We start from the raw sequence: 25,050 nt of genomic DNA, 5'->3' as shown, positions 1-25,050 counted from the left end.
CTTCTGGCGAAGGCGTCCGGACGGATCCGGCGCCGCACCTGAGGGCGCGCCGGACTTCAGCAGGTCAGAACAGGCCGGTTGGCCCGGGGTCGCCGATCAGGGCCGTTGTCGCCGGTGGGGTCTCGACGGCGGCGTCGAGAGCCTCCTGCAGCCCGCGGGCGGCGAGACGGTCGGCACGCTCGTTCTCCGGGTGCCCGGCGTGGCCCTTGACCCAGTGCCAGCGCACCTCGTGGCGGCTGACCGCGGCCTCCAGCTGCTGCCAGAGGTCGACGTTCTTGACCGGCTGCTTGGCGGCGGTCCGCCAGCCGTTGGCCTTCCATCGGGGCAGCCACTTCGTGATGCCGTCCCGGACGTAGACGCTGTCGGTGTAGAGCATCACGGTCAGCGGCGCCCGGGTCAGCGACTCCAGCGCGCGGATCGGTGCGGTCAGCTCCATCCGGTTGTTGGTGGTGGGAGTCGCCTCACCGCCGCAGAGGTCACGTTCGGAGGTGCCGTAACGCAGCACCGCGCCCCAGCCACCGGGACCCGGGTTCGGGATGCAGGCCCCGTCGGTGTAGATCTCGACGACGGTTCGGTCGGTCATGGCGGGCACCCTACCGATCGTCGGCGGCCGGGGCTCGCCCGCGGCCGGATGACGACGGTTGCGGACGCAACATATCCACCTCAGGGAGGAGCGCTGCGGCCGCCGGGAGGAGGAATCGCCGGTTGTCAGCCGGTAGGCACGAGGAAGCGAAGCGGGAAAGGGGGGACGGCGGTGGTGACCGAACGTCGCGAGGCTCGGCGCAAGGCCGTGGCCGGGCGCAACGTATCGTGGCCGGAGCGGATCCGCCGGGATCCGCCAGGACGATGGGGCGGGATGAGTCAGGCCGGGGCCGTCGAGGTGCGGGACGTGGTGGTTCGCTACGGCGACGTCACCGCCGTGGATGGCGTCTCGCTGACCGCGCCGCGCGGGCAGGTGCTCGCGCTGCTCGGCAACAACGGTGCCGGGAAGACGAGCCTGCTCCAGGTGTGCGAGGGCTTCCGGCGGCCGGACGGCGGCAACGCCTCGGTGCTCGGGCTCGACCCGGTCGGCGATCATGACGCGCTGATGCCGCGGATCGGGATCATGCTGCAGGCCGGCGGTGTCTACCCGTGGGCGACGGTCGGGGAGATCCTCGAGCTGTTCGCCGGGTTCGCCGCCACGCCGCTCGACACCGAGATGCTGCTCGACCGGCTCGGGCTGCGTGAGATCCGGCGTACGCGGTGGCGGCGGCTGTCGGGCGGCCAGCAGCAGCGGCTCGCGCTCGCGGTCGCGTTGGTGGGGCGTCCGGAGCTGGTGTTCCTCGACGAACCGACGGCCGGCATGGACACCGAGGCCCGGCACACCACGTGGCAGCTGATCGAGGAACTGCGCGCCGACGGGGTGTCCGTCCTGCTCACGACCCATCTGCTGGACGAGGCCGAGCGGCTCGCCGACCAGGTTGTGATCATGCGGTCCGGCCGGGTCGCGGCGACCGGCACGCCGGCCGAGCTCACCGCCGCGGCCGGCATAGACCTGCTGGAGGTACGCGCCGACGCCGGCCTGCCGGTTGCGAGGCTGGGCGAACGGATCGACGCCAAGATCGACGAGTTGTCGCCGGGTGAGTACGCCGTGGCCGGTTCCCTGGACAGCGCGGCCATCGCGGCCGTGCTGAGCTGGTTCGCCGAGGCGGGCGCGCAGGTCACCGCGGTGAACTCGCGGCGGCGCACGCTGGAGGACGTCTACCTGGCCCTGACGTCGACGAAGACGCCGGCCGAGGACACGGAGGCACTGCGATGAGCGCGGGTACCTTCACACCGGCGCCGGGGCGAGCCACTCGTGGCGTGGTGATGCGGCGTCAGATCAGGATGGAGCTTCTGCTCACGGCGCGCCGCGGCGAGGCGGTCGTGCTCGCCATGGGTGTGCCGCTGCTGGTGCTGCTCGGTGCCGGGCTCACCGACGCGACCAACGTTCCCGGTGACGATCGGCTGGCGTACGTGGTGCCCGGGGTGCTCGCGCTCACGGTGATGTCGACCGCGTTCACCGGACAGGCGATCACCACCGGCTACGAACGCAGCTACGGCGTCCTCAAACGGCTCGGCGCCTCGCCACTGACCCGGTCGGGGCTGCTCTTCGCCAAGACCTCCGCGATCCTCGGGCTGGTCCTGGTCCAGCTGCTGGTGCTCGCCCTGGTCGGGGTGGCGGTCGGGTGGCGGCCGGAATTCGGGCAGTTGCTGCCGGCGGTGGGGGTCACCGTGCTGGCGGTGGCGGCGTACTCGGGGCTGGCGCTGACCATGGCCGGACTGCTGCGGCCAGAGACGGTGACCGCCGGCGCGACGCTGATCTACGTGGTGATGCTGTCGGTGGGCGGGATCATGTTCGCGGCGCCGGACCTCGGGGTGGCCGGGTGGTTCGTGTTGCCGCTCGCGGCGCACGCGCAGGCGTTGCGGGACGCGCTCAGTGGCGCGGCGATTCCGGGGGCGATCTGGCTGAGCCTGGCCGCCTGGGCGGCGGTCGGTGTCACCGCGGCGACGCGTTTCTTCCGCTGGGAGTAGGCCGGCGCCGGCAAGCGTGGCCTCGACGTTGGTCCGGCAGGTTCGCCGGCCGGCGCCGCCGGCCCTCTCGGCCCGCGAGGCGGAAGTGCTGCGGCTGGTCGCGCGGGGGCAGACGAACGCCGAGATCGGCAAGTAGCTTTTCATATCCGAGGCGACGGTGAAGACGCACCTGCTGCGGGTCTTCGGCAAGCTGGACGTGGCCGACCGGACGGCCGCGGTGACCACCGCCATGTCGGACGAGCTGCTGTGACCACCGGCGGGGTGAGACACAGCAAGCCCGGACGGCAAACGCCACGGCCTGATCAGAAGCAGCCCACCGCCTCGTGACCGGAGGCCCCGTAGCCCCGCCTGCGACGGCTGCCGCCGGTGGGGCCGATTTGATCCCCGAACCGCTGGTCGAGGACGCTCCGGCGGCCGCGAACCGACCCGGCCGGGAAGATCGTCGCCCGGACCTCGGTCGTAAACTTCCACCCTGATCGATATCCGCCGGTCCGGCGGGTGCACTGTCCATTGTCCAGTGGGACATATCACGATTCATCGACGGATGACGTTCTCCCTCTCGGGCCCGCCCGGCCTCCTGTGTTAACGTTCGATGCCCCCGCAATCGCACCGGACTAAAGAATCTTGACGGCTCAATCAAGAGTCGTTCAGATCCCTATTGTCCGATGTGGAGCCGGTCGGCATAAACGAAACAAACATTCTGCGAAAGGGTCCGGTATTCTCTCGCACCTCATCTGATGTTCACCGCGAAATGGGGAGCGGGGGACGCACCAATGACCGCAATGCCTCGTGGGCGTGGGGACTCTCTCGGAGCTGGGGCGTCGTGACGACGACGGACATGACGGCGGACGACGCCGACACGGGATCGATACCGACTACGACTTCGTATTTCGGCGTGACCGAGAGAGACCTCGGGGACGCCGCCGGGCGCCGGCTCGCGGACCGCTGGGTCTGGGAGGCACGCTACGTCCGGTGGCTGTTCGTGGTCGACTTCTCCGCCACGCTGTTCGCCACCCTCGTGGCGTACGCGCTGCGCTTCCAGGGCGCCGCGTACGCGACGTGGTACCTGGTCTTCTCCGCCCTGCTGCCGCCGGTCTGGCTGGGCCTGCTGGCGATGACCCACGCGTACGAGCGCCGCCTGCTCTTCGTCGGCACCGACGAATACCAGCGCGTGCTCCGCGCGGGCACCCGCCTCACCATCGGCCTGGCCCTGGCCTCCTACGTGCTCAACGCCGACCTGGCCCGCGGCTACGTGCTGATGGTCCTGGTGCTGACCACGGGACTGTCCCTGCTGGGCCGGTTCCTGCTGCGCCAGCGCCTGCACAGCGAGCGCGCCGCCGGCCGGGCCATGCACCGCGTGCTGGTGCTGGGCCACGCCAACACGGTCGCCGAGATGACCCGCCAGCTGCACCGCCGCTACCACCACGGCTTCCAGGTGATCGGCGCCTGCCTGCCGGCCGGCCAGCTCGAGGGCGCGTCGGCGGTGGTCGACGTGCCGGTGTTCGGGGCGCTGGGCGCGGCGGCCAACTCCGCGGCGGCGGCCGGCGCCGACACCGTCATGGTGCTGTCCTGCCCGGAACTGGACGGCCCGATCCTGCGCCGGCTGGCCTGGGAGCTGGAACGCGACGACATCGACCTGATCGTGGCGTCGTCCCTGGTGGACACGGCCGGCGACCGGATTACCGTGCGGCCGGTCGACGGGCTGCCGATGATGCACGTCGAGCACCCCCGGCTGATCGGCGGCCGACGCCTGATCAAGGGCGTGTTCGACATCACCGGCGCCGCCTTCCTGCTGGTCCTGTTCGCGCCGGTGTTCCTGGCCGTGGCGGCCTGGATCAAGCTGGACACCGGCGGGCCGGTGTTCTTCCGGCAGACCCGGGTGGGCCGGGGCGGCGAGTCCTTCCGGATGTTCAAGTTCCGCACCATGTACGTCGACGCGGAACAGCGCCGCGCGGCGATGCAGGAGAGCAACGACCTCGCCGGCGTGCTGTTCAAGATGCGGCAGGACCCGCGGGTGACCCGGTCCGGCCGGGTGCTGCGCCGGCATTCGCTCGACGAGCTGCCCCAGCTGATCAACGTGCTGCTGGGGGAGATGTCACTGGTCGGGCCCAGGCCGCCGCTGCACGCCGAGGTGGAGCAATATCCGGACGACATGCGCCGGCGGCTGGTGGTGAAGCCCGGGATGACGGGGCTGTGGCAGGTGAGCGGGCGGTCGGATCTGTCCTGGGAGGATTCGATCCGGCTCGACCTGAGGTATGTGGAGAACTGGTCACTCACCGTCGACCTGGTGATCCTCATGCGCACCGCGATGGTTGTGATGCGTGGCCAGGGTGCCTACTGACTGACGGCGTACGGACGCGGGGGCGGGATCGAGCGGCAAGGGACGGCCGCGGGATTGGGACTGGGAAATTGGTAACGCTGTATCTCATCGCCGGGCTGGCGGTGATCCTTCCGGTGGCGGCCGGACCGCTGCTGGCGTACGGGCCGGGCCGGCGGTTCGCCCGGAGCGCGGCGGCGGGCCGGATCCGCGCGGCGACCGGCGGCCTGGTGGCGGCTCTGGGCCGCCCGGGTGCCGCGGTGACCGTGGTGCTGGCCTGGTCGGCGGCGGTCGTGGCGGTGTTCTGGCCGATCGGCGAGCTCGCCCACGCGCTGGAGCACGTGGTCGACTGGCCGGTGCTGCACTGGGTGGCACCCCGGCGCAGCCCGGGCTTCGAGGACTTCAACTGGCTGTACACCGCGCTGGGCGACCGTTACCCGCTGAAGTGGGTGACCGTGGCCGGGGCGCTGGTGTTCGCCGTGCTGTGGCGGCGTCGCTTCTGGATCCCGCTGGTGGCGATCCCGGCCCAGTTCGTGCTCGAACAGTACGTGCAGGCGATCATCGCCGGCATGGTCGACCGGGGGCACCCGCCGACGGGACTGGGCACGTACCCGTCCGGCGGCATCGCCCGGATCGTCATGGTGTTCGGCACGCTCGCCCTGTTCGCCGCCCTCACCTGGCGGTTCACTACCAGGATCAAGGTCGCGCTGGGTACGGGCGTGCTGGTGCTCGCCACCTACGAGGGCTACTCGCGCGTCTACGTGCAGAAGCACTGGCTGACCGACGTCATCAGCGGTCTGATGTTCGGACCGGCCCTGTTCGCCGGCTTCGCGTTGTCGGTCTGTGTGCTGGCCGGGGTCACCCGGAAAGCCTCCCCGCGAGCCCTGGAGCCGGCCGCATGACCGCGCTCCTGGTCGCCTCGACCGGCGGTCACCTGGCCGAGCTGCACGACCTGGTGCCGCGGCTGGGCGTGCCCGACCGGCGCTGGGTGACGTTCGACAGTCCGCAGAGCCGGTCCCTGCTGGAGGGTGAGGACGTCGTGCACGTACGCCCGTCCACCACCCGCGACCTGCCCGGCGCGCTGCGGACCATGGCGGTGGCCCGGCGGATGCTCAGCGACGGCCGCTACGACGAGGTGATCAGCACCGGGGCCAGCATCGCGCTGTCGTTCTTCGTGCCGGCCGTCGCCACCGGCGTGCGGTGCACCTACATCGAGAGCGCGACCCGCACCGAGGGCCCGTCGCTGACCGGGCGGCTGGCGGCGTGGCTGCCGCGTACCCGGCTCTTCACCCAGCACCGCGCCTGGGCCGACCACACCTGGCGGTACGGCGGGTCCATCTTCGACAGCTTCCACGCCGAGCCCGCGCGGCCCCGGCCGGTGCGCAAGGTGGTCGTCACGCTCGGCACCCATCCGGGGTACGCGTTCCCGAGGCTGCTCAACCGCCTCGTCGACATTCTCCCCCCGCACCTCGAGGTGCTGTGGCAGACCGGCGCGACCCGGATCGACCGGATGCCGGCCGGCGCCCGGGCCCAGGTGCCGATCGCCGAGATGCGCCGGGCGCTGCGCGACGCCGACGTGGTGATCTCGCACGCCGGGGTGGGTTCGGCGCTGGCCGCGATGCAGGCCGGCCGCCGGGCGCTGTATGTTCCGCGGCGCCGCGCGTACGGCGAGCACGTCGACGACCACCAGGTGGCGATCGCCCGCGACCTGGAGAAACGCGATCTCGTCGTGGCCCGCGAGGCCGGCGAGGTCACCTTCGCCGATCTGGAGACCGCCGCCGGTTGGTCGGTGCGCAGTCTCCCGGTTGTCACACCGTTCCGCCTCACGTCCGAAACTCAGCAGTCCGTTCCCTAGGGAGGGCAAGTGTCCTTACTCCGTCGGCTCCTGGTGCCGGCCGCCGTCGCCGGCCTGGTGGTCGGTCTCAGCGCCGTACCGGCGAGCGCGGTCTACGTGCCGCCGCCGGTCGCCGGAACCATCGTGTCGGCCGACCCGGTCGACTACCTGCCGCACTTCCAGAACGGCGACGTCCGGGCGTTCGCGCAGATCGGCAACACGATCTACGCGGGTGGCGGGTTCACCGGGGTCAAGGCGGCCGGCGCCGCCAGCTGGTCCGCGGCCAGCTACCTGGTGGCGTACGACGCGACCACCGGTGCCCTGAAGACCGGCTTCACGCCCACCTTCGACGGTCCGGTGCAGGCGCTCGCGGTCAGCCCGGACGGCAAGCTGATCGTCGGCGGCAACTTCGGCACCGTGAACGGCGTCGCCCGCAAGAACCTGGTCGAGGTCGACCCGGCCACCGGGGCCACCATCGCCGCCTGGGTCGGCCGCAGCGACGGCGGTGTCGTCCGGCGCGCCATCGTGAAGGGCAACCAGCTCTACATCGCGGGCGCGTTCCACTGGGTCAACGGGACCGAGCACTCGCTGCTGGCCCGGCTGAACGCGACCACCGGCGCGATCGACGCCGGCTTCCAGGTGGACGCGAGCGGCGCCCGGCCGTACCCGAACTCGGCCGAGCTGGTCTGGGCCCTGGCCCTGTCCCCGGACGGCAACACGCTGGTCGCCACCGGCAACTTCACCTCGGTCAACGGGCAGAGCCGCAACCAGGTCGCGATGATCGACGTGAGCGGCGTGCCGGCCGTCACCGACTGGAGCACCGACCAGTACGTCGCGCCCTGCGCCTCCAACTCGTTCTCGTTCTACGCCCGCGACGTGGACTTCTCCGACGACGGCGGCTACTTCGTCATCGCCGCGGACGGCGGCAAGGGCACCAGCTACTGCGACGCGATCGCCCGGTTCGAGACGGCCGACCGCGGCGCGGTCACCGCCACCTGGGTCAACCGGACCGGCACGGACTCGGTCACCTCGATCGAGGCGGCCGACGGCATCGTCTACGTCGGCGGCCACTTCCGCTGGCTGAGCAACGCCAACGGCGACGACGCCAAGGGCCCGGGTGGCATCGACCGGTACGGCTTCGGCGCGCTCGACCCGAACAACGGCCTGCCGCTGTCCTGGAACCCGGGCCGCTCGCCGGGCGACGCGCTCCCGCCCGGCGGCACCGACTGGGGCCCGATCGTCTGGGAGATCTGGAAGGGGAGCAACGGCGTCTACATCGGGCAGGACTCGGACGGCGTGGCCCAGGAGTACCACGGCCGGCAGGCGCTGTTCCCGACCACCGGCGGCCGGACCATCGCGGTGCAGAACGCGCCCACGGCCACCAGCGGCTACCTGTACCGCGGGGCCGGCACGACCGCGTTCACCAAGGTTCCGTTCAACGGCACCACCCTGGGTACGGCCACCACCAGCACGCAGAGCCAGCTGAACGGGGCCAAGGCGGCGTTCTCGCTGAGCAACAAGGTCTACTACTCGACCACGGCGGGCAAGCTCAACGCCTCGGTGTTCTCGGCCGGCGCGGGCGGGGCGCCGTGGGAGGCCAGCGGCTTCAACGCGTGGTTCAACGCGTCGACGATGACCGGCGCGTTCTACCTGAGCGGCCGGATGTATTACACGCTGTCCGGCAAGAGCGGGCTCTACTACCGCTACTTCACGCCGGACGGGTCGATCATCGGCTGCACCGAGTTCACGCTGCCCACCAGCGGTGTCGACTGGTCGACGGTCCGGGGCCTGGCCTGGGTCAACAACAGCCTGCTCTACGGTTCCTCCACCGGTGCGCTCAAGCGGGTGGCGTTCAGCCCCGGCGCGGCCACCGCGGTCGTCGGTTCGACGGCGACTCAGGTCGCCGCTTCGGGCTGGAACAACCCCACGCTGTTCTTCGCGACCAGCTAGCTGCACAATCGCCTTAGGGGCGCGTCTCGTGGATCAGCCGGGGCTGCGGCGTGGCCCGGAGCGCGCCTGACGCCACCCGCGAGACGCCCACATCAGAACCAGGATGAGGGCGTGTCGTGGGCGACGCCAGACACTCTGGACCGCGCCTCGCACTCAGCTGATCCACGAAACACGCCCCAGCGGCGCAGAGGGAGTTATTCATGGATGTCATCGATTCCGTGGCCGGTAACCGGCAGCGGGTGGTCGGCTTCGCCGACGTCCTCCTGATCCCGCTGCGCCGCTGGCGCACCGTTCTCATGGCCACCGTCCTGACCCTGCTGGCGGTGACCGCCTACCTGTTCCTGCTGCCGGCGACCTACCACGCGACTACGGTCGTCGTGCTGCGGCCGGTGGTGACCGACCCGTTCACCCTGCCGTCCAGCGGCGCCGACCGGGCCATCAACATGACCGCGGAGAGCGGCGTCGCGCTGGGTAACGAGGTCATCGACGCGACCGCCCGGGCGCTCGCCCGCGACGCCGACGACGTGCGGGAATCGCTCACCGTTGAGGTGCCCACCGGCGGCGCCGTGCTGCGCTTCGACTACGCCGACGACGGCGAGGACCGGGCCGTGGCCGGGGCGAACACCGCGGCCAAGACCTATCTGCGGGTTCGCGAGGCGATCTACCAGAAGCAGCGGGAAGGGCTGCTGCTGTCCTACGACAACACCGTCCGGCAGGTCACCGACCAGCGGAAAGCGGCGCAGAGGGGGATTCCCGACGACGCCGACGAGCGCGACGGGGCGTCCCCGCGGACCCAGGCCAAGCTGGACGAGGTCGCCGCGCTCAACGACCAGCTGGCCCAGCTGGCCAACCAGCGCGCGAAGATCGCCTCGGCCGACCTGACTCCCGGCTCGATCACCGCCGCCGCCCGCGGCCCGCTGCCGTCCAGCCACGACTCGTGGCCCCTGTTCCTGCTCGGCGCGCTGCTCGGCGGCCTGCTGGCCGGCATCATCGCCGCGCACGCGCGGGAGGCGCTGGACCGGCGGGTCCGCTCCCTCGACCAGGCCGCCGACCTGATCGGCGTGCCTGCCCTGGGCACGGTCCGGGCCGGTCGGCACGCCGAGGACGCGGCCGCCGCCGACGCCCGCTACGTGTCGCTGGCCCTGCTCCAGTGGATCGAACGGCACCCGGGCCGGCCGCTGGTCGTGCTCTCCGGCCGCGACGACGAGGGCCGTGCCGCCGTGTCGGTCAACGTGGCCGTGGCGATCGCCGAGTCCGGTCAGGACGTCTCCCTGGTCACCGCCCCGGAGTTGCACGAGGGCCTGCGGCCGGTGCTGTTCGCGGCGCAGAAGCGCACCCCGCCCAGGGCCCGGGTGCTCCGGGTCGGCGCCGAGGTGCAGCGGACCAACGGGGTTCCGGCGCCGGGCGTGACCGTGCTGCCGGCCGTGCCTGGGCCGCCGATGAACGACGACCCGGAGTCGACGCTGGTCATCGAGCACGCCGACGGCCAGGCGGTGCTCGCGCCGCAACGCAGCTACATGCCGTCCTTCGCCGGCGGTGGCGGTGGCGGCGGCTTCCCCGGTCCGGACGGCCGGCGTCCGCTGGTGGTGGCCATCGGCGGCGGCCTGGTCCGGCTGGTGTCGCTGAGCGAGCAGCCGCAGAACGGCGTCACCGTGATCGACGCGCCGCCGTCCGACGTGGACGAGCGGGGCGTACGCGCGGCGCAGTACGGTACGGCCGTACTCGTGGTGGCCCGCGACCGCACCCGCAACCGCGACCTGACCCGCCTGGTCGACCGCCTCCGGTCGGCCGGCGCGCAGACCGCCGGGTTCGTCCTCACCGGCGGCAAGGGTGCCTAACCCGCCCAGCGTCAGCGTCGTCGTCGCCACCCGGGACCGTCCCGGCCTGCTGGAACGGGCGGTCGCGAGCATCCTGGCCCAGGACTACGCCGGCGAGATCGAGTGCCTGGTCGTCTACGACCACGTCGACGTCCGCGAGTTCGACATCCCGCACGGCCCCGGCCGCAAGCTGCGCTTCCTGCACAACTCGCGGAGCCGTGGGCTGCCCGGCGGCCGGAACAGCGGGGTCGAGGCGGCCTCCGGTGACCTGCTGGCCTTCTGCGACGACGACGACGTCTGGCGGCCGGCCAAACTGACCCGGCAGGTCGCAATGCTGGACGACCCGGCGATCGGCGCGGTCAGCTGCGGCCTGCACCTCAAGGGACCCGGCATCGACCGGGAACGCGTCCTCGACCGCGACGTCGTCACCATCGAGGACTTCCTGGTCGACCGGGTGATGGAGGTCCACTCCAGCACGCTGCTGGTCCGGGCGACCACGTTCGCCGCGGCCGGCCCGGTCGACGAGAACATTCCCGGCGGCTACAGCGAGGACTACGAGTGGCTGCTGCGGCTGGCCCGGCACACCGACGTGGCCATCGTCCGGGAGCCGCTGGTCACCGTCGACTGGCACGGCGGCTCGTTCTACTTCGGGCGTTGGGCGACGATCGTCGACGCCCAGCGTTACCTGCTCGGCAAGCACCCCGAGCTGGGCCGCAGCCGCACCGGTGAGGCACGTATCCGGGGGCAGATCGCGTTCGCCCTGGCCTCCGGCGGCCGTCGGATCGAGGCGATCCGCGAGCTTGCCGCCGTGCTGCGGCTCAACCCGAAGGAGAAGCGTACGGCGGTCATCGTCCCGGTGATCCTCGGCCTGCTCTCCGGTGAGCGGGTCCTGCGGATGGCGCAGAAGCGTGGCAAGGGAATCTGACCTCGTGGTCGCCGGGTCGGCGGCCACCGAGGGGCGGCAGATCTGGCAGGTGCGTCCGGCCGACCTGCCGGTGTGGCCGCTGTACGGAATGTTCGCGCTCATGCCGGTGTGGTGGGCGCTCGGCGTCTGGTATTTCGTGTGGCCGTTCTTCGGGCTGGTCCTCTTCGTGCTGCTGGCCACCCGCGGCAGTGTCCGCCGCCCGGCCGGCACCGCCCTCTGGCTGATCTTCCTGGCCCTGGTGGCGATCAGCGCGATCCGTCTGGAACGCTCCACCCAGCTGCTGATCTTCGGTCTGCGCCTGGGCCACCTGCTGACCGCGTTCCTGGTCGGCGTCTACGTCTACAACCTCCGTCGCGACCGGGTCGCCTGGACCCGGATCGCCAACCCGCTGATCATCTACTGGCTGGCGCTGGTCGCCCTCGGCTGGTTCGGGGTGCTCGCCCCCACGTTCAGCGTGCACAGCCCGCTCGCGCTGCTGCTGCCCGACGGCCTGGCCGGCGAACGCTTCATCACCGACCTGACCACGCTCGACGCCACCGAGTTCAACCGCTTCAGCGAGAACCCGATCTACCGCCCCGCCGCGCCCTACCCGTACACCAACAACTGGGGCACCGCGTACTGCTTCCTCGTACCCTTCGTCCTGGCCCACCTCACCCGGGTCCGCGGCCGGCCCATCCGCGTCGTCCTGCTCGCCTCCCTGCCCCTCTCCATCGTCCCGGCCTTCCTCACCCTCAACCGCGGCATGTTCATCGGCCTCGGCGCGGGCCTGCTCTACCTGCTCGGCCGCGAGATCGCCCGCGGCCGCGTCCGGCTGATGCTGCCGATCGCCCTGATCGTCCTGGCCGGCTGGATCATCACCCTGTTCATCCCGGTCGCCGACCTGATCACCAACCGCACCACGACCACCGACACCACCCGCGACCGCCTCGACCTGTACCTGCAGACCTGGACCGCGGTGTCCCACTCGCCGCTGCTCGGCTACGGTCAGCCCAATTCGGTCGACACCACCCACGCGGCCGAACCCCTCGGCACCCAGGGCATGATCTGGCAGGTCCTCTACAGTCACGGCATCCCCGCCGTGATCGTCATGTACCTGCTGTTCCTGGTGATCACCCGACGGATGGCGGCGGCGGTCACCCCCGGCGGGATGTGGCTGAGCGCGCTGCCGGTGATCGCGGTGGTCATCACGCCGTTCTACGCGTTCATCGACCCCAACATGGCCGTGCTGTTCGCCGGCATCGGGCTGGGGCTGGCCGCGGTGGACGGGCCGGCCGGCTCCTCGCCGCCGCGGACGGGTTCTGTCACGTGACGGCGGTGGAGACGCGGCGGGCGGCGAGGAGCGGCGCGATCGGGCTGGTCGGCGCGGCGGTCAACGGCGCGTTCGGGTTCGTGCTGACCACGCTCCTGACCCGGGGGTACGGTGCGGACGGCGCCGGCGTGCTGTTCACGGTGATCGGCGTCGTGTCGATCGTCGGCGCGGTCTGCTGCCTGGGCGCCGACACGGCACTGATGTGGGCATTGCCACGCCTGAATCCTGTGGAAAACCCGGTAACCCCAACGATTTCCCGCGCTACATTGACGCCCACCCAGTGCCGGGGTGGGGGCGGGGGCGGCGCCCGCAACAAGTTTGACGATTGTGAAACGGCGGGGGCGCTGGTGGCCACGGCGCTGATTCCGAGCGTCAGCCTGGCCCTGGTCACAGCGGTGGCCGGCGTGGTCGCCGCGGGTCCCCTGGCCCGGTTGCTCGAGGTGCCCGATCCGATGCTGCTCCGGCTGGCCTTCGGCGGTGTGCCGGTGATCGTCGCGGGCACCATTCTGATGGCCGCGGTGCGCGCCACCCGGCCGGTGACCGCCTACGTCGCCGTCCAGTTCGTGCTGGTCCCGGTGCTGCGTCCGATACTCCTGATCGCGGCCGGGGGCGGTCTGCTGCTCGGCTTCGGCGCCTGGCTGGCCCCGGTCGGGCTGGCGCTGCTGGTCGGAGGGGTGCTGGCGCCGCGGGTGGGACGGCCGCGAGGGTGGCGGGCGTTCTGGGGGTACGCGCTGCCACGAGCAGTGTCGGTGGCCGTGGACGCCAGCACCATGTGGGTCGGTGTCCTGCTGACGGGGGCGCTGGCCGGGTCGAGGGAGGCGGGGCTGTTCGCCGGCGCGGCCCGGTATGCGATGGCGGGACTCCTCATCATGCAGGGGTTGCGGGTGGCCATGGCGCCGCGGTTGTCCCGGCTGCTCGGCGCGGGGCGGACGGCCGAGGCGGCCACGCTCTACCGGAACACCACGCAGGCGATCGTGGCGCTGTCGTTCCCGGCGTACATTCTGCTCGCGGTCTTCGCCCCGGCCTTTCTGAGTCTGTTCGGCGGGGACTTCGGCGCGGCCGCCGGTCCGCTCGCCGTGCTGGCGGTGGCGATGCTGGTCAACGTCGGCGTCGGGCTGGTGCAGACGGTGCTGCTGATGAGCGGCGACAGCCGGGGCCATCTGGTGGCCACGCTGACCGGCCTGGTCCTGAACGTGCTGGCCGCCCTGGTGCTGATCCCGCGATCGGGGGCGCTGGGCGCGGCGCTGGCCTGGTCGCTCGGCATCGTGGCCGAAAATCTGATCGCCGCCGGACTGGCCCGGCGGGCGCTGCGGGAGCCGCTGTCGTCGCGGCCACTGTGGCTGATCGTGATCGGGGCGACGGCGGTGGCGGGGCTGGCCGCGGCGGCCGGGGTGTGGGCGGGGGGCCGGCAGCTGCCGGGGCTGGCGGTCGCGCTGCTCCTGCTGCTGCCGATCGTCGCGGCCGTCGCGGTCCGGTATCGCCGGGGGAGAGCGTGGCGGGCGCGGTGAAAGTGCCGCTGGGGGCGGGCGTGGTGGGCGCGGTGAAAGTGCCGCTGGGGGCGGGCGTGGTGGGCGCGGTGAAAGTGCCGCTGGGGGCGGGCGTGGCGGGCGCGGTGAAGTGTCGACGGGGGAGAGCGTGACGGTCAAGGACCTGATCAAAGGGGTGGCGCCGCGGCAGGCGCGCGAGCAGATCCGCGGCGCGCTGGTGCGCTACGCCGTGCGTACGAGCGACCAGCGCCCCCTGCCCGACTTCCTGATCATCGGCACGAAGCGCGGCGGCACCACCTCGCTGTGGCGCTACCTGATCCAGCACCCGCTGGTCCCGCGGCTCTTCCCGGCCTGGAACACCAAGACCTCGCACTACTTCGAGGAGAACCACCACCGCGGCGAGGCGTGGTACCGCTCACACTTTCCGACGGTCAGGCAGCGGGCCGCCCTGGAACGCAGGCACGGCGCCCCGCCCCGGGCCGGCGAGGCCGCACCGCTCTACATGTTCCATCCGCTGGCCGCCGACCGGGTCGCCAATCTCATGCCCCGGGCCCGCGTCATCGTTCTGCTCCGCGACCCGGTCGAACGCGCCTTCTCACACTGGAAGGAACGCCGCGGCGAGGGCGTCGAGCCCCTGTCCTTCGAGGATGCCCTGGCCGCGGAGGCCGGGCGCATCGCGGGCGAGCGGGCCAAAATGATCGTCGACCCGCATTACTTCTCACAACCATTCGACTGGTACGCCTACCGTGAGCGCGGCCTCTACCTGGACCACCTCTACCCGTGGCTGGACCGCTTCGACGAGTCCCAGTTCCTGTTCCTGGCCAGCGAGTCCCTCTACGCCGACCCGGCCGCCACCTACGCCCGGGTGCTGTCCTTCATCGGACTCCCGCCCCACGACCTGCCCCACTACGAGGCCCACAACACCCGCCCGAGCCAGGCCATGAACCCGGCCACCCGGGCCGAGCTACGGGCCTTCTACGCCCCGCACAACGCCGCCCTGGCCGCACACCTCCACATGCGCTTCCCCTGGTCATGACCCTGGTCACGCCGCCGGTGATCGCCGCCGGGTCACTCGCCCGCACACCGCAGCCCGTGCTGCGGTCCGGCGAACCCGGTGAGCCCGGTGACCTGGTGCTGCGCCCGTGGGTATCCGCCGACCTGACCGACTTCGTGGCCGCCTACCAGGATCCGGCCATCTGCCGCTGGCACACCAACCGTCCCGCCTCCCTCGATGAGGCCCGCGCCTGGTTCGCCGCCTACGCCGAGGACTGGGCCGGGGAGCGGGGCGGGCACTGGGCGGTGACCCGGAACGACGCGGTGGTGGGTCGGATCGCGGTGCGTGGCTTCAACTTCGCCGCCGGACTGGCCGGGTGCGCGTACTGGGTGGTGCCCGCCGCCCGTGGTCGCGGCGTCGCGCCGGCCGCCCTGCGTACGGTGAGCGAATGGGCCTTCGATGTGGGCTTCCACCGCCTGCATCTCGACCACTCGACCCGGAACCCGGCGTCGTGCCGGGTGGCGACCAAGGCCGGCTTCCGCCCCGAGGGGATCGAACGCGGTGCGGCCGTCCACGAGGACGGCCGCCATGACATGCATCTGCACGCCCGCGTGCGTGGGGACGACTGACGTCAGTCCTTGAGGTGCTGGGTGGTCAGGCTGGTCCGGGTGATGCCGCCGCCGCGGTGGCCCACCCAGGTCTGGGTGATCAGCAGGTCGGGGCAGCAGAGCGGGGCCTTCTCGGTCAGCGCCCGGGAGATGATCTGCATGTTCCGGCCGTTGATCCGCACGTCGGCCGAGGTCAGGGTCTGGCCGTCGCCGATCTTCAGCATCGTCCGCGGGTGGTTGCCGGGCTTGGCGCCGTCGAAGACCAGCACGTAGGCGTGGTCCGGCCCGGTCAGCGGGGTGCAGGAACCGGCCACCACGGCCTCCGGGGCGGTGTCACCGGCCAGGTCGACGCGGTCCACGCTGTACAGCGCGACCTTGCCCTTGGCCTCGGCGTTGTCGACGCACCCGAGGGCCCGGAACAGCACCTTGTTGAAATCGACGCCGGACCAGCCGGTCGAGCCGGAACCGCCGGAGCCGCCCTGCCCGGCCGGCTCGGTGGTCCGGGTCTTCGTGGGCCGGGGCGCCGCGCTGTGCGCCGGAGCGGCCGGAGACGAGGGCTCGGACGAGGTGGCCGGCGTGGGTGCGGTGGACGACGAGATCGGCGCCGCGGCACCGGGACGGGTGGCGCCCGGCGTGCAGCCGGTCAGAGCGGCGACAGCGATACCGGCCGACAGCGCCGCGACGACGATCTTCTTGCCAGACATTGGTTCTCCCCCTGTGATTTCGCGTTGAGGAGTCCAGTCTGGAAAATTTGGCCCCCGGTCTGCTCACGGGTTCGTGCCAGGCGCTCCTTGTGTCAGGTAGGAGGCAAAACGCGTCGCGCCGCGGTGCGTGAAACCCATCGCGGTGTAGAGCCGGATCGCCGTCGCGTTGAAGGCGGCGGTGTGCAGGAACGGCACGTCGCCACGGGCGCGAATGTTGGCCGCGACGGCCCGGACCAGGCGGGTGGCCAGGCCCCGGCCGCGGTACGCCGGGTCGGTGCAGACCGCGCTGATCTCGGTGTACCCGGGCGGCCGCAGCCGTTCACCGGCCATCGCCACCAGCCGGCCGCCGTCGCGCAGGCCGAGATACGTACCCATCTCCACCGTGCGCTCTTCGAACGGCCCCGGATCGGTCCGTTGCACCAGCTCGCGCAGCTCGGGTACGTCGGCCGGGCCGAGCACCACCGCATCCGGGTCGGGCTCGGCCGCCACCGCGTCGCCGACCATCTGCACGCCGGGGACGCCGCGGAAGAACGTCCAGCCGTCGGGCGGGATGGCCGGGCCGCCCATCAGCGTGATCTTGCCGCCGGGCCCGGCCAGCTCGGCCGCGTCGGCCCAGGCGGCCGGGTCGGAGACATCCTCCAGGGCGTGCCACGGTGACATGTCGGCTGGGTAGCGCGCCGCCCGCCCGTGCCGGTCCGCGAACCGTGCGTGCGGCCCGGTCAAGGAACTCCAACCGGGATTGTCGAGCACCGAATCATCCACGGGATCCCAGGCTAGGCGAGTGCGGTCGGAAACCGAGACCCAGGCTAGGCGAGTCGCCCGGCCAGGGTGTCGAGCAGGGCCGGGTGCAGCCGCCGGTTCCAGCCGGCGCCGGGGGAGAGCTGGTAGGTCCGCAGCCACAGCTCGATCAGGTACGCGTCCCCGACGAACCGTTGCCGCCGCTCGTCGAGGCCGAGCGCCCGCCCGTGCCGCCGCAACGCCTGGTCCATGGCGGCCGCGCTCGGAGCGACCGCCGCGCCACCCGACAGCGCGGTCTGGAAGAACTGATGGGCCAGATCAAATCCGACGGGTACGCCCGGAGCACTGTTTTCCCAGTCCCAGACCAGCAGCCGGCCCCGGTGGCGGGCCATGTTCCACGGCACCCAGTCGCCGTGCCAGTGCCCGAGATCCAGCTCCAGCCGGCCGTCCCGGGCCACCAGCGCCTCGATCGCGTCGTCGACCGTGATCGCCCCGGGCGACTCGGCCCCGGCCAGCGCCCCGCCGGCCGCCCGCCGCCGCCAGCTGTCCAAGAACTCCGACGAGCCGAACGGCACCCGTGGCCCGGACACCCGGGCCACCGCCAGCATCGCCGCCGTCCGGGGCGACGCCGGCCGCCGGATCCGCCGGACCTGGCGGGGCATCGGGGCGATGATCGCGATCTCCCGCTGCTGCCAGGTCGTGTGCAGGACCAGCGCGGGCGCGGCCGGGAAGTCGCCGGTGGCCTCGGGCAGGGACGCCAGCGCCGCCGCCTCGTGCCGGACCATGGCGCGGGTGCCGTCGTTCCAGCCGATCTTCGCGTACCCCCGGGGCCGCCCTTGATCGTCGAAGAGTTGCAGCGTCGGCTTGTGGTGCGGGTCGGGCGGGCGGATGCCGATGGCGGCGTGCAGGGGCGGCGTGCCGAGCAGGCCGGCGAGATGGTCGGTGAGCAGCGGGCCGCCGGACACGTGCAGGATCGGGGCGCGGGTGAGGCCGAGCAGTCCGGTGCGGGCGAGGCCGCCGATCGCCGCCCGGGTGGCGCGGACCCGGGGCGGGCGCAGGGCGTTGTAGGCCAGTACGGACGCCGCGGTCACCGTGCGCGAGGCCAGGGGGAGCAGGAACTTCGCGTCGTCGAGGGCGGGCAGCACGGCGTACCGGGCGGCCGAAGGCTCACCCCCACCGACGGTGAGCCGCAGTGCCGGGCCGGGGAAAACGGCCCGGGCGACCCACCCGAGCCCGTCAGTGCGCGAACGCGGATCGTCGGCGGGATAGTCCGGGCGCGCGGCCGACGACCGGCGCTGCTGCGGAATCACGGGCTAACCATAGGCGAGCTTTGATAGACGCGTACATGGTCGACGACGAACTCGGCCGGGAACACGGTGGTCGCGTCGGGGGCGCCGAGCCAGCCGCCGACCTGCAGGTTCAGGCGCAGGTTGTACGGTTTGTGGAAGACCTCGCCGAAGAACTTCGTGGTCGAGCTGTCTCGTCGCCACACCGGTTGTCCGTCGATGAACCAGGTCAGCGACGTCGGCGTCCACTCGGTGACGTAGGTGTGGAACCCGTCGCCGGTCAGCGGGATCCGGGTGTCCTGTTTGACGGGGGAGTAGTCGTAGAAGATCGCGGCGGTGGCCTTGTCCTGCCATTTTGCGCCGCCGGGCAGCTCGACCACGTCGATCTCGCCCTTGCCGCCGTCGTCGGGGCGCAGCCAGAACGCCGGCCAGATCCCGGTGGCTTCCGAAGGCGCCTTGGCCCGGATCTCGAAGCGCCCGTAGGTCCACGAGAACCGGCCGATGGTGTCCAGGTACGCCTGCGTGTAGTGCCTTGTCCGCGACCCGCATCGCACGGTCTTCCGCAATCCCCGGATCACCAGGAACCCATAGCGGATATACGAGTTGGCCGGGTCGTCCACGTTGCATCCGAGGTCGACGTCACGGCCCTCGCCGTTCCGGATGGTCCACTTCGACCGGTCGATCGTGTGGGCGTCGAACTCGTCGGCCCAGACCAGTCGCCATTGCTGAGCCGGTGCGGACGGGGGCGGCGTGCAGCCCGAGACCAGGATCAGAACCATCAGGATCCCGGCGAGCCGCACGCCGCCCAACCTACTGCCTAGGACTAGTTCCACATTCGCCGCCTGTGGAAGCGCCTCGAAAGCGAGTTTGAAACCAGTCTTAGCTGACGCCGAGTGCGCGCCGCATGGTGTAGTTGAGGTCGGTCTGGTTGGTGACGCCGAGGACGTTGGACGCCTGCGGGCCGCCGGCCGCGATCCGCACCTCGGTGCCGGTGTGCTGCTGCGACCCGGTGATGTCGGCGGTCGCGTACGAGATGGTCAGCTCGCCACCCTCGTTGGTGGTCAGCGTCGCCGTGTAGCCGAGCGTCGCCGCCTCCACGATCTGGCTGGTGTGGCCGTGGTCGGCGGTGACGACGACCAGGGTGTCGGGGTGGGACTTCTGGTAGTCGAGGGCCTTCTTGACCGCGGCGTCGAAGGCGACCGTCTCACCGATCTGGCCGCACGGGTTGGCCGCGTGGTCCTGCTTGTCGATGGACGCGCCCTCGATCTGCAGGAAGAAGCCCTTGCGGCTGTCCCGGGTCTGCCGGTCGAGGATCTGCAGGGCCTTGCCGGCCATGTCGACCAGGTGCGGCTGGGCGGCGTTGCGGGCGGTGTTGACGGCGCAGCGGGTGGCCGGAGTGCCGGTGCGGGTCGGCTTGGGGCCCACCCACTCCAGGTCCATGTTGTTCGGCGCGAAGGCGCCCAGGACCGGGCCCTTCGGGTTGGCCGGGAGGCCGGCCAGGCCGGTGGTGTCGGTGACGATCTGGTAGCCGTTCACCTGGGCCTGCTGCAGGACGGTGAGGCCGGAGTACTTGCCGGCCTTGACCTTCTGGTCGAAGTAGGCCTTGCCGCCACCGAGGGTGACGTCGGCCTTGGTCTCGACCAGCTGCTCGGCGATCGAGCCGGCGCCGCCGTTGACCTTGTCGTTGACCGCGCAGGTGGCCATCGCGTCCGGGCCCTTGCAGTCGCGGCTGACCACGTGCGAGACGAGCACGGCCGGGGTGGCGTCCTCGAGCTCGGCCGTGGTCACGTTGCCGGTGCGGAAGCCGGCCGCCTTGGCCTTCTCCAGGATGGTCGGCTTGGGCTTGCCGTCCGGGGTCACCGAGATGGCGCCGTTGTAGGTCTTGTGGCCGGTGGCCCAGCCGGTGCCGGACGCGGCCGAGTCGGTCACGTAGTCCGGAATGGTCGGGCGGTCCTTGTGCACGGCGTACGTGGTGTAGGCACCGGTCAGCGGGAGTTTGTCCATGGCCAGGCGGCCGTCGGCGCCGACCTGGTAGTTGCGGGCGATGGTGATCTCGCTGTCGCCCATGCCGTCACCGATCAGCAGGATCACGTTGCGGGCCTTGCCGCCCTGGATCGCGTGCTTGGCCGACTGGGTGTTGTCCCGGTGCGCGTCACCGGCGACGGCCGCGCTGGGAACGGCCACGACCGCGAGCGCGGTGAGCGTCAGCGCGATCCGGCGGGAACGAAGAGCATTCATGCGCAACACCGCATCAGTCTAAGGAGGACCGCGGGTGAACAGAAGCTGAACGGCCCCGGCAGAAACAACGTCTGCTCCCCGCTTTGGGCTGGCCAGGGCTTTCTACCATCGGGCGGGTGCGGATCTTCCGGATGCTTCGGGCAGGGCTGGCCGTCGCTGTGTGCCTGGGCGCGCTGATCGCGGCGGTGCGGCTCGTCGTCGCCGATGACAACCCCGCTTCGGTACGCCGTCAGCTCGCGTTCCTGCGGTCGGAGCTGGAGTCGGGCGCCGCCCACGACGCCCAGGCGATGTTCCCCGAGGGCTATTTTTTCCTGTACGCCCTGTACGGCCTGACCGAGGTCGACCTGGGCCTGGGCCGGCCGCCGGGGGAGCGGGCCGGCGAGCTGACCGCGGCCCGCTGGGCCCTGGCCGCCCTCGACTCGGCCGACGGCCGCGCCCCCTTCGACGCCGGCCTGACCCCGTCCTACGGCGTCTTCTACCGCGGCTGGACCAACTGGCTGCGCGGCGGCATCGTCGCCCTCGACCCGTCCGGTCCCGAGGCGGCTCGGTTCGAGCGTGATTCGGCCGAGCTGGCGGCTGCCTTCGACGCCGCGCCGACGCCGTTCCTGGCTGCCTATCCGGGCCAGGCCTGGCCGGTCGACTCGACCGTGGCCATCGCCTCGCTCCGGCTGTACGACAAGCTCTTCCCGCCGCACGCGGACCCGGCGCCGGGCGGCCGGGCGACTCCCGCGCCGCGCTATCGGGCGACGGTCGACCGCTGGCTGGCCGGGGCGAAGGAGCGGCTCGACCCGGCCACCGGGCTGCTGCCGCATCGCGCCGACGTGGCCACCGGCGCTCCGATCGAGGTGGCCCGGGGCTCTTCGCAGAGCATGATCCAGCGATTCCTGGTCGACGTCGATCCGGCTTTCGCGGCCCAGCAGTACCGGGTGTTCCGCGAGCGGTTCCGGCCGTGGGGCCCGGCCATCCGTGAGTTCCCGACCGGCGTGGCCGGGGCGGGTGACGTCGACTCCGGTCCGCTCGTGCTGGGCGTCAGCCTCTCGGCCACCGCGGTGACGATGGGCGCCGCCCGGGTGCAGGGCGACGGGCGGCTCGCCGACGCGCTGACCGGTCTGGCCGATGTCGCCGGGGTGCCGATCGACACCCCGCACGCCCGGCGCTACGCGTTCGGCGTACTCCCCGTCGGAGACGCCTTCGTGGCCTGGTCGAAAAGCGCGCGCCCGTGGGTGAGCGCCCCGCCGGCCGGTCCACCGCCGGACCTCGCGTGGTGGTGGTGCCTTCCGATTCTGACTGTTCTGTTGGGTATTGCCATATTCTCGATATTTTTGAGCGGTTTGCGGGCCCGGTAGAGAAAGCTATTCGCACCTTTTGGCGGTAAACCTTCGGTTACGTTACGTCCGACGTACGTGCGATTCCGCCTGAAGGAGACGTTGAGCCATGCACTACACCCCGGGGGCTCCACGCTCCCTCCGGATGCTCCTGGCGACGGCGGTCGCCGCGTTCATCGGTCTCGTTCCCGCGGTGTTCGTGGCCACTCCGGCCTACGCCGCCGGCGAGGTCGACTTCACCAGCGACCAGGAGTCGGTGGAGAGTGACGCCTTCGTCTTCGAACTCGTCCGTCAGGGCGGGTCTTCGGACAAGCTGGACCTGACCTACACCACCGAGGACGGCACGGCCGAGGCCGGCAAGGACTACACCGCGATCAGCGGCACCACGTCCTTCCCGGCCAACAGCACCCGGGCGACCACCAAGAAGTTCACCGTCCAGGGCCTCTCCGACGCGCTGGACGAGGACGACGAGACGTTCAAGCTCAAGTTCACCGGCACGGTCGGCGGGCAGCCGCTCGCCGTGGAGGCCCAGGGCATCCTCGACGACGACGACGTGACGCCCACGTACACGCTGTCGGTGACCAACCCGGTCGCGGAGAACGCGTCAGTGGCCCGGGTCACCGCGACGCTGTCGGCGGTCTCCGGTCGTGCCGTGACGATTCCGATCAGCACGTCGGACGGCACCGCCGTCCAGCCGGACGACTACACCAGGCAGAACAACGTTCCCCTGGCCATCACGGTCGGGGCGGCCACCGGCTACGTCGACATCCCGATCGTCGACGATCTGTTCGACGAGCCGGACATCGAGGCCTTCACGGTGGCCGGCTCGGGCGAGACCAACACCACCGCGGCGCCCGGACCCGCGCTCCAGGTGGAGATCGCCGACAACGACGCGATGCCGACGGTGAACATCGTCGGGCCCGGCGCCGCCACCGAGGGAACCCAGCTCGACTTCACGGTGAACCTCTCCGCAGCGTCCAAGCGTGTGGTCACCGTGGTCGCGAACACCGAGACCGGCACGGCGTCGTCGGCCGACTTCACCGCTGTCACCAACCAGTCCGTCGTGTTCTCGCCCGGCGATACGTCCAAGACGGTGTCCGTGCCCACGACGACCGATCTGCTCAACGAGCTCAACCCGGAGGACTTCAAGGTCAAGCTGACCGCGCCGGGAGCGCCGACCCAGGGCTACTACACGGCCGGGACGATGGAGGCCACCGGCCACATCAGCGACGATGACGCCCTTCCGGTGGTCTCGTTGAGCCCGGCGTCGGTGACCGAGGGCAACGCGGGCACCCGGGACGAGACCTTCACCGTCTCGCTCGACGCCGCGTCCGGTCGCGAGGTCCGGGTCGGCTACGCGGTGCAGGGCAACACGGCCACCGAGGGCGAGGACTTCGACGCGGTCACCTCGGACGAACTCGTCTTCGCGGCGGGCCAGACGTCGAAGACGTTCACCGTGAAGATCAAGGGCGACGTCAAGGACGAGCCCAACGAGACCTTCACTGTCACCCTGTCCAACGCCGCCGGCACCGCGAGCCTGGCACCGAGTGGCGTGCACACGGTGACGATCAACGACGACGACGCCACCCCGCAGTTGTCGACCTTCCCCAACCTCACGATGGCCGAGGGCGACACCCAGGTGTCCAAGACCATCGAGGTCGCGCTGACCAACCCGAGCTCGACCTCGATCACCCTGGACGTGACCGCCACCCCCGGCAGCGCGGTGATCATGGCCGGCGCGCCGGGCGCCAACGACTTCGAGGCGCCGAGCGCCACCGTGACCATCCCGGCCGGCCAGACCACGGCCAACGTGACGTTCCAGGTCAACGGCGACAAGGTGTACGAGGGCCCGGAGTCCGCCACGATCAAGGTGGCGACCACGATGAACGATCCCGCCATCGTGGCCGGTGACCTGACCTCGACGCTCACCCTCACCAACGACGACGATGCCCCGCTGGTGGAACTGCACGCCCAGACCGGCCGGGCGGAAGGACAGACCGCCGCGATCACCGCGACGGTCACCGGCGTCTCTCAGGACCCGGTCGCGATCACGCTCGCCGCCGCGGGTGACGCCCAGCCGAACGGCGACCCCGCCGAGCCGGGCGACTTCGACGCCACCAACCTGCTCGCCGCGGTGAACCTGCCCGGCGGCAACATCAGCAACCCCTGGACGATCGGCACCGTCGATCTGCTCGCCGACACCGCCGACGAGAACGCCGAGACGGTCAAGGTGTCGCTGACCGGCATCCCGGACGTCGCGCCGGTCTGGCTGACGATCAACGACGACGTGGCCGACAAGACCCCGACGATCGTCGCGGCCGGGCTGCAGAAGAACGAGTCGGACGGCACCGTGCAGGTCCCGGTGACGCTGGACTTCAGCCTGAACGGCAACCAGGCCCTCACCACCGAGAAGCGGATCACCGCCGGGTACACCACCGAGGACGGCACCGCGAAGCAGCCCGGTGACTACACCACGGCCACCGGCACTGTCGACTTCGTGGCCGGTGACGTCAGCGAGTCGATCCCGGTGACCATCAACGAGGACACCATCTTCGAGCGCACCGAGCTGTTCAAGGTGAAGCTGGCCAACCCGTCACCGGGCGACGCGCCGATCGCCCCGGCGAGCGTCGACGTGGAGATCGCCGACAACGACTCCGGCCAGGAGGCGGTGCTCAACGACCTGGTCGCCCCGGCCCCGTTCACGGAGGGTACGGCGGGCACGGCGGGCTTCACCGTCCAGCTCGACCGCGCGGCCGCCGAGGACGTCGACGTCAAGGTGACCGTCACCGACGGCACGGCCACCCACGGCGTGAGCGGGCCCGGCAAGGACGACTTCGAGTTGCCGACCAGCCCGGTCACGATTCACGCCGGCGACACGTCGGTTGTCGTTCCGATCACGGTGAAGAACGACGGCGTTTTCGAGCACACCGAGACCGCGACTGTCGGTATCGAGTTGGCGCCGGGG

Annotated in this window: 20 protein-coding genes and 1 pseudogene; 15 read left to right on the top strand and 6 right to left on the bottom strand. The window is 71.4% G+C overall.

The genetic code is table 11. The features are described from left to right. Nucleotides 1–64: 64 nt before the first annotated feature. Entirely contained in the window at nucleotides 65–583 is a 519-nt protein-coding gene (gene rnhA / locus ACGFIO_RS07695; protein WP_392823412.1) for a ribonuclease HI, read from the bottom strand. Nucleotides 584–856: 273 nt separating this feature from the next. Between rnhA and ACGFIO_RS07690 the strand changes: the two genes are divergently transcribed. From ACGFIO_RS07690 to ACGFIO_RS07630, 13 genes and pseudogenes are all read left to right on the top strand, one after another. Further along, nucleotides 857–1,798 carry an ABC transporter ATP-binding protein gene (locus tag ACGFIO_RS07690; protein ID WP_392823409.1) on the top strand — a complete coding sequence of 314 codons (942 nt, stop codon included), beginning with the start codon at nucleotides 857–859 and terminating at the stop codon, nucleotides 1,796–1,798. After that, nucleotides 1,795–2,553 (top strand): ABC transporter permease, encoded by a 759-nt coding sequence (locus ACGFIO_RS07685; RefSeq protein WP_392823407.1) that lies wholly within the window; start codon nucleotides 1,795–1,797, stop codon nucleotides 2,551–2,553. Before ACGFIO_RS07690 ends, ACGFIO_RS07685 begins: the two co-directional genes overlap by 4 nt. Nucleotides 2,554–2,602: 49 nt before the next feature. Then, nucleotides 2,603–2,803 (top strand): annotated as a pseudogene (locus tag ACGFIO_RS07680) (response regulator transcription factor); the annotation flags it as partial. A 645-nt stretch (nucleotides 2,804–3,448) separates the two neighbouring features. Next, entirely contained in the window at nucleotides 3,449–4,894 is a 1,446-nt protein-coding gene (locus ACGFIO_RS07675) for a sugar transferase (RefSeq protein ID WP_392823404.1), read from the top strand. 68 nt (nucleotides 4,895–4,962) lie between these two features. Then, nucleotides 4,963–5,772 carry a phosphatase PAP2 family protein gene (locus ACGFIO_RS07670; protein ID WP_392823401.1) on the top strand — a complete coding sequence of 270 codons (810 nt, stop codon included), beginning with the start codon at nucleotides 4,963–4,965 and terminating at the stop codon, nucleotides 5,770–5,772. Next, entirely contained in the window at nucleotides 5,769–6,725 is a 957-nt protein-coding gene (locus ACGFIO_RS07665; protein ID WP_392823399.1) for a glycosyltransferase, read from the top strand. Before ACGFIO_RS07670 ends, ACGFIO_RS07665 begins: the two co-directional genes overlap by 4 nt. 9 nt (nucleotides 6,726–6,734) lie before the next feature. Continuing rightward, a complete protein-coding gene (locus ACGFIO_RS07660) occupies nucleotides 6,735–8,654 on the top strand; it encodes a hypothetical protein (RefSeq protein ID WP_392823397.1) in 1,920 nt (639 codons plus the stop codon). 200 nt (nucleotides 8,655–8,854) lie between these two features. Further along, nucleotides 8,855–10,492 (top strand): hypothetical protein, encoded by a 1,638-nt coding sequence (locus ACGFIO_RS07655; RefSeq protein WP_392823395.1) that lies wholly within the window; start codon nucleotides 8,855–8,857, stop codon nucleotides 10,490–10,492. Further along, entirely contained in the window at nucleotides 10,485–11,396 is a 912-nt protein-coding gene (locus ACGFIO_RS07650) for a glycosyltransferase family 2 protein (protein ID WP_392823393.1), read from the top strand. The genes ACGFIO_RS07655 and ACGFIO_RS07650 overlap by 8 nt, the downstream gene beginning before the upstream one ends. Further along, complete coding sequence (locus ACGFIO_RS07645; protein ID WP_392823391.1) at nucleotides 11,380–12,705, top strand: O-antigen ligase family protein; 1,326 nt, start codon at nucleotides 11,380–11,382, stop codon at nucleotides 12,703–12,705. The genes ACGFIO_RS07650 and ACGFIO_RS07645 overlap by 17 nt, the downstream gene beginning before the upstream one ends. Further along, entirely contained in the window at nucleotides 12,702–14,213 is a 1,512-nt protein-coding gene (locus ACGFIO_RS07640) for a lipopolysaccharide biosynthesis protein (RefSeq protein ID WP_392823389.1), read from the top strand. The genes ACGFIO_RS07645 and ACGFIO_RS07640 overlap by 4 nt, the downstream gene beginning before the upstream one ends. 127 nt (nucleotides 14,214–14,340) lie before the next feature. Further along, a complete protein-coding gene (locus ACGFIO_RS07635; RefSeq protein WP_392823387.1) occupies nucleotides 14,341–15,228 on the top strand; it encodes a sulfotransferase in 888 nt (295 codons plus the stop codon). Continuing rightward, the gene (locus ACGFIO_RS07630) at nucleotides 15,225–15,815 is read left to right on the top strand and encodes a GNAT family N-acetyltransferase (protein ID WP_392823384.1); all 591 of its coding nucleotides are present in this window, start codon (nucleotides 15,225–15,227) and stop codon (nucleotides 15,813–15,815) included. The genes ACGFIO_RS07635 and ACGFIO_RS07630 overlap by 4 nt, the downstream gene beginning before the upstream one ends. Nucleotides 15,816–15,817: 2 nt before the next feature. Here the strand turns inward: ACGFIO_RS07630 and ACGFIO_RS07625 are convergent, their stop codons facing one another. The 5 genes from ACGFIO_RS07625 to phoA all read right to left on the bottom strand — a co-directional run bounded on the left by ACGFIO_RS07625 (nucleotide 15,818) and on the right by phoA (nucleotide 20,760). Beyond that, on the bottom strand, nucleotides 15,818–16,498 hold the full coding sequence (locus tag ACGFIO_RS07625) for a hypothetical protein (RefSeq protein WP_392823382.1): 681 nt from the start codon (nucleotides 16,496–16,498) through the stop codon (nucleotides 15,818–15,820). 63 nt (nucleotides 16,499–16,561) lie between these two features. Next, nucleotides 16,562–17,260 carry a GNAT family N-acetyltransferase gene (locus tag ACGFIO_RS07620; RefSeq protein WP_392823380.1) on the bottom strand — a complete coding sequence of 233 codons (699 nt, stop codon included), beginning with the start codon at nucleotides 17,258–17,260 and terminating at the stop codon, nucleotides 16,562–16,564. Between the two features lie 44 nt (nucleotides 17,261–17,304). After that, entirely contained in the window at nucleotides 17,305–18,546 is a 1,242-nt protein-coding gene (locus ACGFIO_RS07615; protein ID WP_392823378.1) for a hypothetical protein, read from the bottom strand. Next, entirely contained in the window at nucleotides 18,543–19,322 is a 780-nt protein-coding gene (locus ACGFIO_RS07610) for a family 16 glycosylhydrolase (RefSeq protein ID WP_392823376.1), read from the bottom strand. Before ACGFIO_RS07610 ends, ACGFIO_RS07615 begins: the two co-directional genes overlap by 4 nt. Nucleotides 19,323–19,401: 79 nt before the next feature. Further along, nucleotides 19,402–20,760: an alkaline phosphatase gene (gene phoA, locus ACGFIO_RS07605; RefSeq protein ID WP_392823374.1), complete on the bottom strand. Its 1,359-nt coding sequence runs from the start codon at nucleotides 20,758–20,760 to the stop codon at nucleotides 19,402–19,404. A gap of 116 nt (nucleotides 20,761–20,876) precedes the next feature. Between phoA and ACGFIO_RS07600 the strand changes: the two genes are divergently transcribed. Together ACGFIO_RS07600 and ACGFIO_RS07595 are read left to right on the top strand one after the other, a co-directional pair. Continuing rightward, nucleotides 20,877–22,106 (top strand): hypothetical protein, encoded by a 1,230-nt coding sequence (locus ACGFIO_RS07600; protein ID WP_392823371.1) that lies wholly within the window; start codon nucleotides 20,877–20,879, stop codon nucleotides 22,104–22,106. Nucleotides 22,107–22,230: 124 nt separating this feature from the next. Beyond that, nucleotides 22,231–25,050: Calx-beta domain-containing protein (locus tag ACGFIO_RS07595; protein WP_392823370.1), on the top strand; the 2,820-nt coding region annotated here is incomplete at its 3' end.

Source organism: Actinoplanes sp. NPDC049265 (assembly GCF_043197135.1).
In the GTDB taxonomy this organism is placed as follows: Bacteria; Actinomycetota; Actinomycetes; order Mycobacteriales; family Micromonosporaceae; genus Actinoplanes.
Note: the sequence above shows the minus strand (reverse complement) of the source record. Positions and strands in the feature narration are given on the sequence as shown.